Origin of the sequence: Brevibacterium sp. HMSC22B09, from assembly GCF_001806795.1 — a bacterium.
Lineage (GTDB): Bacteria > Actinomycetota > Actinomycetes > Actinomycetales > Brevibacteriaceae > Brevibacterium > Brevibacterium ravenspurgense.
The window spans coordinates 50367-65262 of the sequence record NZ_KV786009.1 but is presented as its reverse complement, the minus strand read 5'-3'; the positions used below and the strand labels follow the sequence as shown (position 1 = coordinate 65262).

Below are 14896 nucleotides of genomic sequence, written 5' to 3'. Positions count from 1 at the left end.
TGCTTACGCAGTCCCTTATGCCGGTTCGAGGGCTGCGTTTCCGTTCTTTTCGTCCCTTTTGCCGGTTTTCTTCTTGGCTCGGGGCAGGGGGATGAGGCCGCGGAGGGTCAGCAGGGTTGCGTAGATGAGGGTGTAGAGGACTGCGCGGTATCCCATGGGGATGAAGTTGTTGATGTCGTAGATCATGTTGCCGTCTGCATCGACAACGATGTTGTCCCCGCTGACAACGGTTTCACTCTGGGATGGGTGCGTGGTGTGCACTTGTGCGCTGAGGTATTGGCCTTCTTCGAGGAACAGGGCTTCGAAGGGGGCGTTGTAGATGGGGTTGCCGGGAACATCGAGCATGGTGCTTAAGAAGACCGCGACCATGAATACGATTGTGCCCGCGACCGTCCACCCTCTGATGGGGATGAGCACGAGCAGGAAAACACTCGGCAGCACGATTGAGGCGACCCAGGTTTTGCCGAGCATGATGGTGATCAGTTCGAACAGAAGCCAGAGGGCTCCGGCGATGATCGCAAAGTTCAGCATCACGATGAAGCCGATGATGAGCACTTTGATCGGTGTGGGAAGCTTCAGGCCCGATTTCGCCATGGCAGGGTCCTTTTCTCATGAACCAGGTGACGTAGTTGGTCGGATATTACCCCGCGATTGTTACGGCAGAGGGCGCTTTGTGAGGCTTAGGGGTTAGGGGGGTCGTCTGCTGGCGGTCGACATTGCCGGCAGCTTAACGAAAACAGCTGCCCATTGGAACGAACCAATGGGCAGCTGTTTTCTTTGTTCAGCTAGACCGTGGGTGGCCTATTCCTGATAGAGGACTTCGGGCAGCCACGTGACGATCTCGGGGAAGATCGAGAACAGGACAATGGCCAAGCCCAGCACCACGATGTACGGGGCTGATCCGGCGAGGATGTCCGTCAGTTTGATCTTCGGTGCGATTCCCTTGATCACAAACAGGTTGAGTCCAACCGGTGGCGTGATCAGGCCCATTTCCATGTTGATGGTCATGACGATGCCGAACCAGATGGGGTCGAATCCCAATTCCAGAATCAGCGGAAGCAGGATGGGGGTCACCATCACGACGATGGACACCGGTGGCAGGAAGAGTCCCATCGCCAGCAGCACAATGTTGATGAGGATCAGCACGGCCCAGCGGTTGAGCTCGAGGTCCGTGATTGTCGATGCCAGTTCTTGCGGCACTTCCAGGTAGCTCAGCACCGTGGCGATCACTGCCGAAAACGCTGTGATCATCAAGATCATCGAGGACTGGGATACCGAAGACTGGAGCACCCCAAGCAGCTCCTTGCCGTTGTGTTCGCGGTAGAACACGATCACGAGCAGAGCAACCAGGATGACACCGATTGCGGCTGCTTCACTCGGCGTCGCAATACCGCGGTACAGAACAAACAGAACGGCTGCCACGAGAGCACCAAACGGCAGAACTTTCACCAGGGCGGCAAACCGCTCGCCCCAGGTCCATGTGACTGGGCCGTCTTCCGACATTCCGATGACGCGGCTGGTTTCGCCGTTCGACTGCTCTGCACTGAGGCGTTTCTGATCGCGTGCGACTGCAATGTAGATCCAGATGCAGAACATGATCATGACGACGATGCCCGGAATGATGCCCGCGGCGAACAGCTGGCCGATGGACTGTTCAGAGGCAATGCCGTACAGGATCAACGTGACGCTTGGCGGGATCAGAATTCCGAGAGTTCCGCCTGCCGCCACAGCACCCGTTGCGATCCGTGCGGAGTACCCGCGGGCCTGCATTTCAGGGATCGCAACACGGCCGATGGCTGCTGCGGTTGCGGGGGAGGACCCTGTCATTGCGGCGAAGACAGTAGAGGCGACGACCGAACTCATCGCCAGTCCACCACGGATCCGCGACAGCCACGCCTCACCGGCGACGAACAGCTGACGGGACGCTTTCGACCCTCCGAAAAGGTTGCCCATGAGGACGAACAGCGGGATCGCCAGGAGCCCGAAGTCGTTGAGCGAATCGAAGGTGAGTTTGCCGAAGAGCTCAGTGTGCTCGGGGCCAAGGAAGATGAGGATGGCTATCAGGGCGGTGATTGCCAGAGCAAAGGCGATCGGCATGCCCGATGCGAAGAGGACAAGCGAAATGACAATGATCAGTCCGCCCGAAAGCAGGGGGTTCATGGCCGTTCCTCCTGTCCTGATGCCTCAAGCAGAGTGTCCGCCTGTGCTTCGGCGGCTTCACTCGTGCTTCCCAGCAGGGTGACGTGTTTGGGATCCAGGCGGCCGATCAAAGCGAGCACCGCTTCGATGAGTTCGCCTACGTACTGGAGAAACACCAGGCCCATGCCCAGAGGGATCAGGGCGTACGGAATCCACAGAGGCGGTGCCCAGGCGCTCGCCGAACGGGTATCGAGCGCATAGGACTGAAGCCAGATCTTTCCGCCGGTCCACGCAACGACTGCGACAACGGCGAGGACCATGATGGTCGTGATGATCCGCAGGACGAGGCGGGGCTTGAGCGGGAGGGCTTCTGGCAGGAGGTCGACACCGACGTGGGCGTTGTGTCTGACTCCGTAGGCCGCACCGAGGAACGCCACGCAGATGAGCAGGTAAATGGTGGCCTCAGTCTGCCAGCCGGTTGGCTCTCTGAGCACATAGCGGACAAACACTCCCCATCCGGTGACCAGGGTTGCGGCGATCATGGCAATGCCCGCAGCAAGGCCTGAAATTTCGGAAATTGTGTCGATGATTCGGCACACGGCCGGCTTAACCGTGTTGTTCTTCGTGTTCATTGCTCACCGTGTCCGTTCTTCCTGGCAAGCTCCATGAGCTCAGCACCGCCGGGCACATCCTTGCTGTAGGCATCCCATTGTTTGCGGGCAAGCGGAAGCCACTTGGCGAAAGCCTCATCGTCAATTTGAGTGACTTCAACACCAGCATCGGCAAAGATCTTTTCGACCCGTTTGTCATCGGCTTCTGAATCGGCGTAGGACTGTTCTTGCAGGTCTGCCGCTACGTCCCACAGGATTTCCTGCTGTTCAGGGCACAGCTGCTCGAAAGCGCTTCTTGTCAGCGCTAAGGGTTCGTACATGAACCAGAAGGTGTTCTTCGTCGGCGAAACGTAAGATTTCACGAGCTCTTCGAGCCTGTAGGAGGCGAAGGAACTCGATGACGTGACAGCGGCATCGAGAACACCGGTCTGCATGGCCGAATAGATTTCGGAGCTGGGCAGACTGGTAATACCTGCGCCGGCTTCATGGAGCATGTGCTCCACGTAGTTGCCGGCGGCCCTCAACGTCGTTCCTGAAGGAAGGTCCTCAGGCGTGACAATTGGGGCTGATTTCGAGCCGATCCCTCCGGCGTTCCAAACGTGAACCAGGCGGATCAGCCCGTTGTCCAGCATTGACTGATCTATTGCTTTGCCCATGGGACCTTCGTCCCATTCCTGTGCTTCGGTGTGACTGCGGACGAGGCCAGGCATCAAAGTGATCGACCACGCGGGGACATGCCCGGACGCGTAGTCCAGAGGCATGATCGCTCCGTCGATCGAACCGGCAAGCATCGCGTCGTACTGGTCATTCGGTTTAGAAAGCGTCGAATTCGCGAAAACCTTGATGTTGACTTCACCATCGGTTTCTTCTGTGACCTTTTTGGCGAAGTCTTCGGCAAGCTGCGACCGGAAGTCACTGTCGCCATCGCGAGCTGCGGGCCATTGATGGGACAATCGGAGACTGTGGCTGGTGCAGCTTGATGCTGCGCCGATTGTGCCGTCTCCGCTTTCTGTTTGTTTTCCGTAGCCTGGCGCACATCCGGCTGCAGTGACCAGAGCGAGGGCTGTCATTGCTGAAATAAGAGCGCTAGGGCGTACCATGTCCACCTCCTTGTGGATTGTGTGTGGGTATAACCTATGTCACAAAGGTGGGTGGCGATAGAACCATATCGCTATCTGAGCAGGGCTTTTGCAGCATTTCAGCGCATTCCGGCGACAACGATCCTCGCTTTGCTCCAGCACTGCGGGTGCCTGTCTGGTTGGCTCCCTGCCGCTGCTCGTGCAGGATCGCCGGAGTCACGTCAGAGCGGTTATCATAATTATCATAAACTTTCATAAGCGATCGTGAGAGTGGCACATGACTGATGCATTCGATATTCCGCCGGTTCCCGATGGCGATTACGTGCGCTCGCCATTCACGCCGACCTTCGGGGTGATTCCGCCCCGCCTGGCTGACCGACAGCAGTTGGTTGATGCTTTCGCGCGGATGCTTGATGAGGGTCCCGGGGCTCGCGGCCAGGCCACTCTCGTCACCGGACAGCGCGGTATGGGCAAGAGCGTGATGTTGAAGGTGTTTCAAAAGGTCGCTCAGTCGCGCGGTTGGATATGTGCTCAGGACCAGGCCAGCCCAGGTGTTGTTCAGCGGTTGACTGAGGCCCGAATCCCTGAAGCTATGGCGACGCTCGATTGGGAATCGCAGTCGAACATGCGCATCACCGGGGGAGGATTCAACGTGATGGGTTTCGGCGGCAGCGTTTCCACCACAAGTGAAGACCGTTTCCCCGTAACTCCCGATTTCCAGCACCAGCTCATACGTGCAGTTGAAGCACTTGCTGAGCGGGGTTCAGGACTGCTCGTCACTCTGGACGAGGTGCACAGATCAAATATCGATGAGCTGCGTCAGGTTACAGATGCCCTGAGCGCCGCTGTTTCCGAACGAGCCCCCGTCGCATTCGTCGGCGCGGGCCTGCCAGCCTCCATCGATGACTTGGTGAATGACCGTGTGTCGACGTACCTGCGGCGTGCAGAGCGCATTGACCTTGAGCTTCTAACGGAGGCCGGAGCCCGGGAAGGGCTTACCCGCCCTTTGGAGAAAACGGGCAAATCGATGTCGGAACAGGCTCTAGAGGCGGCTGTCGCGGCTTCCGGTAGGTACCCGTACTTGGTGCAGTTGATCGGCGATGAAGCATTCAAACTTGCAGGCAGTGAAGACGTCATTACGATCTCGCACGTGCGTCAAGCGGCGGCAGACGCTCAACGGGCCATGTACCGGCAGATTCACGAACCTACATTTGCTGGGCTCTCCAAACGCGATCGTGACTATCTGTACGCCATGTCTGCAGACGAAGGGCCATCCATGACCGTCGAAGTGGCCAAGCGCATGGACATGGACCCCCGCAATGCTGGAACCTATCGCAACCGGCTGTTGGCCGCAGGCGTCATCGAGTCGCCCGCACGAGGCGTCGTGACGTTCACGATGCCCTACACGCGTGAATACATTCTGGAGCGTGAACGCCTGTCCTGAGGCGTAATTTCTCGCGTGTGCCTGTTTCGAGGCCGTAAACGGTACGACCTTGACAGAAGTCGCGGCATCAGCGACGCGCTGGGACAACGCGCGCCTTAGTTTCTGTGGCCAAACCGTCTAATCTGACTAACGATGTGAAGCTCGGGTCGGACCCGTATGCCCCGGTATGTGGAGGTTGTTGTGGGAGCTCTTTCGCGTGAAGTTCAGCGTGAACGTCTGCACCGGACCATCTGGGAGGTCGCAAACGAACTCCGCGGGTCCGTCGACGGCTGGGACTTCAAAAGCTATGTGCTGGGGCTGCTGTTCTACCGCTTCATCTCAGAGAACCTCTCCAACTTCATTGAAGCGAACGAAGGCGCTGGCTTCCGCTACGCCGATCTGAGCGATGCTGAAGCCGAACCGATCCGCGAAATGATGGTGGATGAAAAGGGCTTCTTCATCCTTCCCTCCCAGCTGTTCGAAAACGTGCGGGCGCGTGCAGCGCAGGATCCCAACCTCAACGAAACACTGGAAAAGGTATTCCAGAGCATCGAAGGCTCGTCGCTCGGCCACCGCAGCGAAGATGACATCAAAGGCCTGTTCGACGACCTCGACGTCAACTCGAACCGCCTGGGCAACACGGTTGAGCGCCGAAATGACAAGCTGAGGAACCTTCTCAACGCCATCGGTGACTTAGACCTGGGCGAAAAGCATGATGAAGGCATCGACATGTTTGGTGATGCCTACGAATTCCTCATGCAGATGTACGCATCACAGGCCGGAAAATCCGGTGGCGAGTACTACACGCCGCAGGAAGTCAGCGAACTGCTGGCTAGGTTGACGACCATCGGCAAAACACAAGTGAACCGCGTGTATGACCCGGCGGTCGGTTCCGGTTCTCTGCTTCTGAAGTTTGCCAAGGTTCTTGGACCGCACGGTGTGCGTCAGGGCTATTACGGGCAGGAAATCAACCTGACCACGTACAACCTGGCCCGCATCAACATGTTTCTGCACGACGTGAACTACGACAAGTTCAGCATCGCGCACGGCAATACCCTCACCGACCCACAGCATTGGGACGATGAACCGTTCGACGCGATTGTCTCGAACCCGCCCTACGCCACCCGGTGGGAAGGCAAGAACAACCCGCTGCTCATCAACGACCCCCGGTTTGCTCCGGCGGGTGTTCTGGCGCCTGTGAGGCGAGCAGACCTTGCATTCACGATGCACGTGCTGTCGTGGCTCGCTGTCGACGGAACAGCTGCACTGGTGCAGTTCCCCGGTGTTCTGTACCGAGGTGGTACAGAACAGAAGATCCGTCAATACCTTGTCGACAACAACTACGTGGACGCTGTGATCCAGTTGCCGGAGGACATGTTCTTCGGCACCACGATCGCGGTGTGCATCCTTGTGCTGAAGAAGTCGAAGTCAGTCAACGATGTGCTGTTCATCGATGCGTCGAAGGACTTTGTTCGCCAGGGCAAGAACAACGTCATGACCGAGGCGCACCGCGACAAGATCGTGAGCATGTTCGAAGAGCGCCGCGAGGAACAGTACGTGTCCAAGCGCGTCAGCGCCGAAGAAATTGCGAAGAACGACTACAACCTGTCCATCAGTTCCTATGTCGAATTCGAGGACACGCGCGAAAAAATCGACATCACCGAGCTCAACGCAGAAATCGCGCAGATCGTAGGCCGCCAGTCGGAGCTGCGCACCAGCATCGATGCAATCGTCGCTGAACTCGAAGCAGGTGCACCCAAGTGAACCGCATCGAAAAACTGATCCAGGAGCACTGCCCAGACGGGGTTCCGTTTCAAAGGCTTTCAGATCTTGGAATCCTCATCTCGGGGCTTGCCGGACGAACGAAAGTGGACTTCGGTCACGGCGATGATCAGTTCGTAACGTACAAGCAAGTGTTCGGCAGTCTTTCCGTGGACTTCACGAAACTGGAACGAGTGGATCTATCGGACGGCAAAAAGCAGAACAGGCTTGCGCTGGGGGATGTCCTATTCACAGCATCGTCAGAAAATCTAGACGAAGTTGGCATGTCTTCAGTCGTGACGAGACAGCCTGAGTCGGACTTATATCTGAACAGTTTTTGTTTCGCGTTTCGACTTAAAGATAGGCAGATTCTCGATCCAGAGTTTTCGAAATATCTGTTTCGTGCACCTCTCGTACGTAGGCAGATTATTCGATCTGCACAAGGTGTGACGCGAATCAATATATCTAAGAAACGGTTTCTTGAACTGGCAGTTCCCGTTCCTCCGCTGGAGGTGCAACGGGAGATCGTTAAAGTTCTTGATCTCTTCACTGAGCTCGAGGCTGAGCTCGAGGCTGAGCTCGAAGCGCGCCGCAAGCAGTACGAGTACTACCGCGACCAGCTGCTCACATTCCCCGAGGATGGGGCGGCAACCTGGGTTGAGCTTGGTGATCTGTTTGAGATGAGAGCCGGGAAATTCCTTTCGGCTTCCGAGATAGGGGAGAAGCAAACTCGGGAACGAAACATTCCTTGTTATGGGGCTAATGGGGTTCGCGGATATACTTCTGAGGCTAATAATTTCGATTCCCGCGTGCTGATTGGTCGACAGGGGGCGCTGAGTGGAAACGTGCACCTGGCCGCGGCACCTTTCTATGCCACCGACCATGCTGTCGTTTGCGATCCGCGAATTTATCTAGATTTAAATTTCTTTTACCATTTACTTTCGCACGCTCACCTTGGACAATATGTAACGAAAAGTGCACAGCCCGGGCTTTCTGTTCGTCGGTTGAAGACTGTAAGAGTTCCGGTCCCGCCGATGGAAACTCAACGGAGGATCGCCAATGTCCTCGACAAGTTCGACGCGCTGGTCAACGACCTCTCTTCCGGTCTGCCAGCTGAGATCGAGGCTCGGAGGAAGCAGTACGAGTATTATCGGGACAAACTGCTGACGTTCAAGGAACTGGAATCTGACGCCGCATAAACGCGCGCTGTTTCAATGAGTGGGGCTGGGATGGAATTTTCGACCGGGGACGAACTCAAGCGCAACAGAATTGCGCCCATTGCAGTCAGCGACGAAGCCACTGTCGTTGCCGCCTACGAACCTGATACCCAGTCTGATGACTCCTACCAGTCTGAAGCTCAGCTCGAAGCTGAGCTCATCAAACAGCTGCAAGCCCAGGCCTACGAATACGTCACCATCCGTGATGAAGCAGCCCTCGTAGCGAACCTCCGCAAACAGCTTGAGGCACTCAACGGCGTTGAGTTCTCGGACAGCGAGTGGAAGTCGTTCTTCGAAACAAACATCGCCAGCAAGAACGACGGTCCCAAAGAAAAAACCTGGCGACTGCACAACGACAACATCCAGCTTCTTCGTCGGGACGACGGCACCACACGGAACATCCGCCTGCTCGACAAAACATACATTCACAACAACAAGCTGCAGGTGATCAACCAGTACGCAGTTGTAGCAGGCACCTCGCCGGGCAGTGCGACCCACTCCAACCGGTACGACGTTACGATCCTCGTCAACGGGCTGCCGCTCATCCACGTGGAACTCAAACGGCGAGGCGTCAGCCTCCGGGAGGCGTTCAACCAGATCGCCCGCTACCAAAACCAGTCACTGTGGTCGGGGTACGGCCTGTTCGACTACGTCCAGGTGTTCGTGATCTCCAACGGGACACTCACCAAGTACTACTCGAACACCACCCGTCCCAAGAAAAACGACAGCACAAAACGCACAGTCAACACGTGGGCATTCACAAACTGGTGGGCAGACGGCAACAACAAACTCATCGCCGACCTCCACGGGTTCACCCGCACCTTCTTCGCGAAACACACAATCCTCAACATCCTCACCCGGTACTGTGTGCTGCGCGAAGACGGCACTCTGCTGGTCATGCGGCCCTACCAAATCGCCGCAACAGAACGGATCCTGCAGCGCATCGACGTCGCCGCAAATAACAAAATGCTCGGCAGCACAAAAGCCGGCGGATACATCTGGCACACCACCGGATCCGGTAAAACACTCACCAGCTTCAAAACCGCACAGCTGGCCACAGCCCTGCCCAGCAGCCCCAAGGTTCTGTTCGTGGTTGATCGCAAAGACCTCGACTACCAAACCATGCGGGAATACGACAGCTTCAAAAAGGGCGCAGCAAACTCCAACGCATCCACTAAAGTCCTCACGGAGCAGATGGGCGACCCCAACGCGCGCATCATCATCACCACAATCCAGAAGCTGTCGAACTTCGTCGCAGCCAACGCGAAGCACCCCATTTACAGCGAACACACTGTGTTGATCTTTGATGAGTGCCACCGTTCGCAGTTCGGTGCTATGCATGAGGCCATCACAAAGAAGTTCAAGAAATACAACATCTTCGGCTTCACCGGCACCCCGATCTTCCCAGCCAACGCAGGTAAGTCCTATGGTGCCCGCGACGGTCGTGTGATCGTGCGCACCACCGAAGAAACCTTCGGCGACCAGCTGCACACGTACACGATCGTCGACGCAATCGAAGACAAGAACGTCCTGCCGTTCAGACTCGCCTACAACAACGTGGTAGAGAAAGTTCGACACTTTGCCCAGGAGCACGCCACCCGAGCCGAACAAGAAGCTCTACTCCTGGAACCTCGGCGGATCAGTGCCGTCACCTCGTACGTCCTCAAACATTTCAACCAGCACACCCGCCGACAGACATTCAGCCCAGAAACCGACAATTCCTACGTCCACACCGTGACCGCCAACGTGGCTGATGTTGCCCGAAGGCGCAGCGGTCCGGGCAACGTGGAAACAGCTAAGCGGAAGATTGTCGGCTTCAACGCCATGATGGCGGTGCAATCAGTAGAAGCCGCGAAGCTGTACTACGAGGAATTCACGGCTCAACAAGCCGGGTTGCCACAAGCAGCACGTCTCACAGTTGCCACCATCTTCAGCTACAAAGCGAATGAAGATCCCGAAGTTGGCATTCTCGCTGAAGAAGGCTTCGACACAGGCAAACTCAGCGGAGAAGACCGCGAATTCCTCGAAAGCGCCATCGGCGACTACAACAGCATCTTCGGCACCAGCTACGACGTAGGCGGCGACAACTTCCAGAACTACTACCGCGACCTGTCCATGAGGGTCAAAGACAGGGAAGTCGACCTGCTGATCGTGGTCAACATGTTCCTCACTGGGTTCGACGCCCCAACACTGAACACTCTGTACGTGGACAAAAACCTGCGCTACCACGGGCTGATCCAAGCGTTTTCTCGTACCAACCGCATTCTGAACTCCGTGAAGCAGTACGGCAACATCGTGTGCTTCCGCGACCTGCAGAAGAACACTGAGGATGCGCTGGCGCTGTTCGGCAACAAAGACGCAGAGGGCATCGCCCTGCTAAAGCCGTACGAACACTACTTGAAGCAGTACAAGGCCAAAGTCGCTGAACTGCTGAGCTTCCACGGGATTGGCGAAGCCGTCCCCGCCAGTGAAACCGAACAGAAACACTTCGTGCAGGTATTCGGCGAAATCCTCAAGCTGCGCAACATGCTCGCAGGATTTGACGAGTTCGCCGAAGATGACGATCTCAGTCCGCGCGATATGCAGGACCTGCAGAGCGTCTACCTCGAAATCCGGGAAGAACTCGGTGGGGGTGACGATGGTCGAACGGATGATTCGGATTCTTATGAACAGCAGGAACTCGAATTTGAAATCGAGCTGCTGCGCCAGGTGGACGTCAACGTCGACTACATCCTCATGCTCGTCGAGAAACTGCATACGCCGAAGTCGAGCTCCACACCGTCTGACGACGACATCAAGGAGCAGATTCGCCAAGCGATCGATGCCAGCCCCACCCTGCGCGACAAACGCGACTTGTTCATGGACTTCATCGAAGCCGTCGACACGAGCAAAAACGTGGTCGACCAGTGGAACGCATTCGTTCAGCAGAGGCGTGAGCGAGAGCTCGGCAACCTCATCCAGGAAGAAAACCTGCGAGAACCGCAGGCGCGTGCCTTCGCGGACTACGCCTTCGAAATAGGCGAGGTGCCGACTACCGGAACCGATATCGTTGAGATCCTGCCGCCCATGAGCCTCTTCGGCCGCACCGCCGCCGGGGACAGCCGCGAGGACGTTAAAAAACGCGTAGTCAAAAAGTTCATCGAGCTTTTCGAGCGGTACCGAACTATCGGCTGACAATTAACCCCCACACAAAGCCGCACACACCCCCATACCGCACCTCCACCTCGCGATCCCTCAGGACCGGCGCAGGGGGCATGCAGAATCAGTCCAGATTCCGGTAGTACGTTCTTCCAGGATCTTTTCGGCAGCGCACCACAACCCGCGCGTGGGCGCTGCCGCTGTCACCGGAAGGGAAGTTTTGACGTTCGTAGGCAGAGCCTGGCGCTACTGTGTTCGCAAGCCAGTGAAAACACTCATCATCTTTGCTGTTCTGGCCATCATGGCCACCGTGGTCATGGCCGCCAGTGCCGTCACTCGCTCAGCCGACCACGTGTCCAGCGAAATCGAAGCAAAGACTGGCCGCGGGTTCGTCCTGGAGAACAACCCCCAGCACAACCTCGGAACACCACGAGGTGCCGGCACCGTCAAACCCGCTGACATCGACAAACTCGCGGGGCTGGACGGTGTCGAATCGCACGTGGCCCGCCAGAACGTCACCGCTGACCTCGTCGGTGCGAAAGTGCAGAAACTCGACCACGACGACTACGACAAACAGCGAGAAGAACAGTTCGGCAACGCCGTCAACGTGTGGGGTGTCAACAACAGCGAAATCGACAACAATTTTCGCAGCGGCACACTGAAACTCACCGAAGGCCGCCACCTGAAGCCTGATGACAAGAACAAAGCCGTCATTCACGAAGACCTCGCAAAAGCCAATAACCTCACCGTGGGCAGCAAACTCACGCTGAAGGGCAACAAGTACGACGTCGACAACGAACGCCAGTCCACCGAAGAGGTCACAACCGAAATCGTGGGCCTCGTATCCGGCGACAACCCCCGCCCGGCAGCAACGCGCAATGAGCTTTTCGCCAACACCGTCTTCACCGACCTTGAAACCACACGTGCGCTGTACAAGTTCACGCCGGATAACGAGATCTATCAGGACGCGAACTTCTTCATCAGCAAAGACGCTGACCTCGACCAGGTGACCGAAGCCGCGAAGGGGCAGGGCATCGACTGGCAGAACTACCAGATCTCCCCGTCGGCCCAGTACCTTTCGGGCATCACCGGCGCTGTTGACGGCATCAAGAGCATCATGCGCAACACCACCGTTGCCGCCACCATCTTCGCCGCCGCGGTCGTCGCCCTCGTTCTGTTCCTGTGGCTGCGCGAACGCAACAGGGAAACCGGCACGCTGCTGTCCATCGGTACCACCAAAACCAGCATCGCCGCCCAGTACTTCACCGAGATGATCCTGATCGCGGTACCGGCGTTCATCGCCGCCTACTTCGCCGCCGGCCGATTCGCCCAATGGGTGGGTGAGACCACCCTGGCCAGCGTCAACAAATCCGCCGCACAGGACATGGCCCAAGCTGGCCAGTTCGGTGCCGACATGGAATCTTCCGCATCCGCCCAAACACTGGAGAACCTGACAGTGGGCCTGACATCTGGCTCGGTCATCCAAGCCGCGATTATCTGTGCTGCGGTCATCGCCATTGTCGTTGCCATCACCACGGTGCCGATGATGCGCAAGAGCCCCCGCACAATCCTGGCGGACGCCACATGACCAGCCCCTGGTCACGCGCAATCCGCTGCGTCACCCGCAAACCCGGCCGCACCCTGCTCATGACCCTCATCATGACCGTGGTCTTCACAGCACTCGTCGCCCAATCCGGTGTGCGCTCCACCATGACTGAGGTCAAAAACGCCATCAACACCAACGTCGGTGCCGGATTCACGGTAACCGGGCCGGGTTCGGCAGGTGAGACCGCTGACGAGGTGGAGTCCGGTTCGGCAGGTGACCCGGCACCTCGGGAGGGTGGCCAGGTGACACCCGGTTCAGGTGAGACACCTGGGGCGGGCGGGAGCCCGGCTGCCCAGTCGGGCGGCACCTCGGGAGATTCTGCGGGAATCGATCGGGAGGTGGCTGAGCGTTTGGCAGCCCTGCCCCAGGTGGCGCGGCACAGTCTTGAGGCGGCCGTCTTAGCCCGGCCCGAAGGAGCGCAGCCGGTGTTGGGCGCCAGTGGAGTTCAGCTGGACCCGCAGTTCGCAGGCGATGTCAGTGTCACCGGCACCAGTGATTCCTCGCTCAACCCGGCATTCCAGGGCAAGCTGTACCGGCTTGTCGAAGGGGAGCATGTAGGTGCGAAGGGTGGCGCGGATGGTGGTTCGCGGGCGATCATTCACCGCGAGTTCGCCGAGCACAACAAGCTCGGGGTGGGGGACAGGCTCACGCTTACTCGCGATGGTGAGAAGGTCACGGTCACGATTGCCGGCATTCTTGACGGTAAAACCGACAACCCTACGGGGCTGCCGTCCGGGGCATCTGAGAACCACGTTTTTGTGGATCTAGCATCCGCGCAGAGGCTCGGCGCGCCCCTGACCACGGGCCGCTATTTCACGCAGAACGCGCAGCAGCTGCCGGAAGCGCTCGAAGCTGCCAAAGGCATCGCACCGGAGCTGACGCTGGAGGACAACTCGGCACAGTTCGCCCCTGTTCTGCAGGCGATTTCCGGGGTGGACCGACTGCTGGGAATCCTGCTGTTGGGCCTGTGCGTGGCCGGCGCGTGCGTGCTCACGCTGGTGAGCACTTTCTGGGCGCGCGGACGGATTCACGAAATCGGCATCCTTGTGTCCCTGGGCAAAAGCAAAGGCAATGTGCTGTGGCAGTTTGCTATTGAAGCAGGCATTTTCGCCGGTGTCGCGGCGGTGATTGCCGCGGTTGTCGGAACGGTTCTTTCCTCCCGGTTGGGACAGGCAGTCTTCGCCCAGGTGGGTGGGGAGGCGTTGTCGGCGCTTCAGCCGAGCACCGGAGTCGGTGATGTTGTCCTGGCGTTGGTGCTAGGAGCCGTCATTGTGCTTATCGGTGTGTCCGTGGGAGTCCTGCCGCTTGTTATGCAGCGCCCCAAACGAATTCTTGCAAAACTCAGTTAGGAAACATCATGGCCATCATGCAGCTTGATCACGTCAATTTCAGCTATCCCAATTCTGCCAAGCGGGTGCTCAGCAACGTCACCTATGACTTCGAAAAGGGCACGTTCTACGCGATCGTCGGTTCGTCGGGTGCGGGCAAGACCACCATGTTGAACTTGCTGGCGGGACTCGATGCACCCAGTCAGGGGACTGTTCGGTTTGGCGGCGATGACATTGCCGAAACCGGGTACACCCGTCACCGCAAAGACCAGATTGCGCTGGTGTTCCAGAACTACAACCTCATCGACTATCTGACTCCTCTGGAGAACCTGCGCCTGGTCAATCCCAAGGCCAGCGTTGACGACCTCACCCGGCTGGGCATTGATGCTGCTGCTGCGAAGCGGAATGTGCTTGCCCTGTCTGGTGGTCAGCAGCAGCGAGTGGCCATTGGCCGCGCGCTGGTTTCCTCTGCACCGGTCATCTTGGCTGATGAACCCACCGGCAACCTCGATGAGGAAACCGCCGAAGGGGTTATTGAGATTCTGCGAAACGCAGCCCATGAGCAGGGCAAATGCGTCATCGTCGTCACCCACT

Annotated in this window: 11 protein-coding genes; 7 read left to right on the top strand and 4 right to left on the bottom strand. The window is 57.8% G+C overall.

Features of this window, described 5'->3' with window-relative positions; genetic code table 11:
• Window positions 1-15: 15 nt before the first annotated feature.
• The 4 genes from HMPREF3087_RS04635 to dctP form a co-directional block, all read right to left on the bottom strand.
• Window positions 16-594: a hypothetical protein gene (locus HMPREF3087_RS04635; RefSeq protein ID WP_070428251.1), complete on the bottom strand. Its 579-nt coding sequence runs from the start codon at window positions 592-594 to the stop codon at window positions 16-18.
• Between the two features lie 207 nt (window positions 595-801).
• Complete coding sequence (locus HMPREF3087_RS04630) at window positions 802-2160, bottom strand: TRAP transporter large permease (RefSeq protein ID WP_070428250.1); 1359 nt, start codon at window positions 2158-2160, stop codon at window positions 802-804.
• Window positions 2157-2771 carry a TRAP transporter small permease subunit gene (locus tag HMPREF3087_RS04625; RefSeq protein WP_070428249.1) on the bottom strand — a complete coding sequence of 205 codons (615 nt, stop codon included), beginning with the start codon at window positions 2769-2771 and terminating at the stop codon, window positions 2157-2159. Before HMPREF3087_RS04625 ends, HMPREF3087_RS04630 begins: the two co-directional genes overlap by 4 nt.
• Window positions 2768-3703: a TRAP transporter substrate-binding protein DctP gene (dctP, locus tag HMPREF3087_RS04620; protein WP_256173038.1), complete on the bottom strand. Its 936-nt coding sequence runs from the start codon at window positions 3701-3703 to the stop codon at window positions 2768-2770. Before dctP ends, HMPREF3087_RS04625 begins: the two co-directional genes overlap by 4 nt.
• Window positions 3704-4106: 403 nt before the next feature.
• Here dctP and HMPREF3087_RS04615 point away from each other — a divergent pair, with 403 nt between their 5' ends.
• The 7 genes from HMPREF3087_RS04615 to HMPREF3087_RS04585 all read left to right on the top strand — a co-directional run.
• Window positions 4107-5273 carry an ATP-binding protein gene (locus HMPREF3087_RS04615; RefSeq protein ID WP_070428247.1) on the top strand — a complete coding sequence of 389 codons (1167 nt, stop codon included), beginning with the start codon at window positions 4107-4109 and terminating at the stop codon, window positions 5271-5273.
• A 180-nt stretch (window positions 5274-5453) separates the two neighbouring features.
• Entirely contained in the window at window positions 5454-7016 is a 1563-nt protein-coding gene (locus tag HMPREF3087_RS04610) for a type I restriction-modification system subunit M (protein WP_141738870.1), read from the top strand.
• A complete protein-coding gene (locus tag HMPREF3087_RS04605) occupies window positions 7013-8212 on the top strand; it encodes a restriction endonuclease subunit S (protein ID WP_070428245.1) in 1200 nt (399 codons plus the stop codon). The genes HMPREF3087_RS04610 and HMPREF3087_RS04605 overlap by 4 nt, the downstream gene beginning before the upstream one ends.
• A 30-nt stretch (window positions 8213-8242) precedes the next feature.
• On the top strand, window positions 8243-11404 hold the full coding sequence (locus HMPREF3087_RS04600; RefSeq protein WP_070428244.1) for a type I restriction endonuclease subunit R: 3162 nt from the start codon (window positions 8243-8245) through the stop codon (window positions 11402-11404).
• Between the two features lie 229 nt (window positions 11405-11633).
• Window positions 11634-12956, top strand: coding sequence for an ABC transporter permease (locus tag HMPREF3087_RS04595; RefSeq protein WP_256173037.1), 1323 nt, complete (start codon window positions 11634-11636; stop codon window positions 12954-12956).
• Window positions 12953-14323: an FtsX-like permease family protein gene (locus HMPREF3087_RS04590; RefSeq protein ID WP_070428243.1), complete on the top strand. Its 1371-nt coding sequence runs from the start codon at window positions 12953-12955 to the stop codon at window positions 14321-14323. The genes HMPREF3087_RS04595 and HMPREF3087_RS04590 overlap by 4 nt, the downstream gene beginning before the upstream one ends.
• An 8-nt stretch (window positions 14324-14331) precedes the next feature.
• Window positions 14332-14896, top strand: a 565-nt coding sequence (locus tag HMPREF3087_RS04585) for an ABC transporter ATP-binding protein (protein ID WP_070428268.1), incomplete at its 3' end; no start/stop codon positions are given.

Coding starts and splice junctions, on each gene's coding strand:
- HMPREF3087_RS04630 (WP_070428250.1), bottom strand. CDS start 2,160: ATGAACCCCCTGCTTTCGGGCGGACTGATCATTGTCATTTCGCTTGTC.
- HMPREF3087_RS04600 (WP_070428244.1), top strand. CDS start 8,243: ATGGAATTTTCGACCGGGGACGAACTCAAGCGCAACAGAATTGCGCCC.
- HMPREF3087_RS04635 (WP_070428251.1), bottom strand. CDS start 594: ATGGCGAAATCGGGCCTGAAGCTTCCCACACCGATCAAAGTGCTCATC.
- HMPREF3087_RS04625 (WP_070428249.1), bottom strand. CDS start 2,771: ATGAACACGAAGAACAACACGGTTAAGCCGGCCGTGTGCCGAATCATC.
- HMPREF3087_RS04590 (WP_070428243.1), top strand. CDS start 12,953: ATGACCAGCCCCTGGTCACGCGCAATCCGCTGCGTCACCCGCAAACCC.
- HMPREF3087_RS04615 (WP_070428247.1), top strand. CDS start 4,107: ATGACTGATGCATTCGATATTCCGCCGGTTCCCGATGGCGATTACGTG.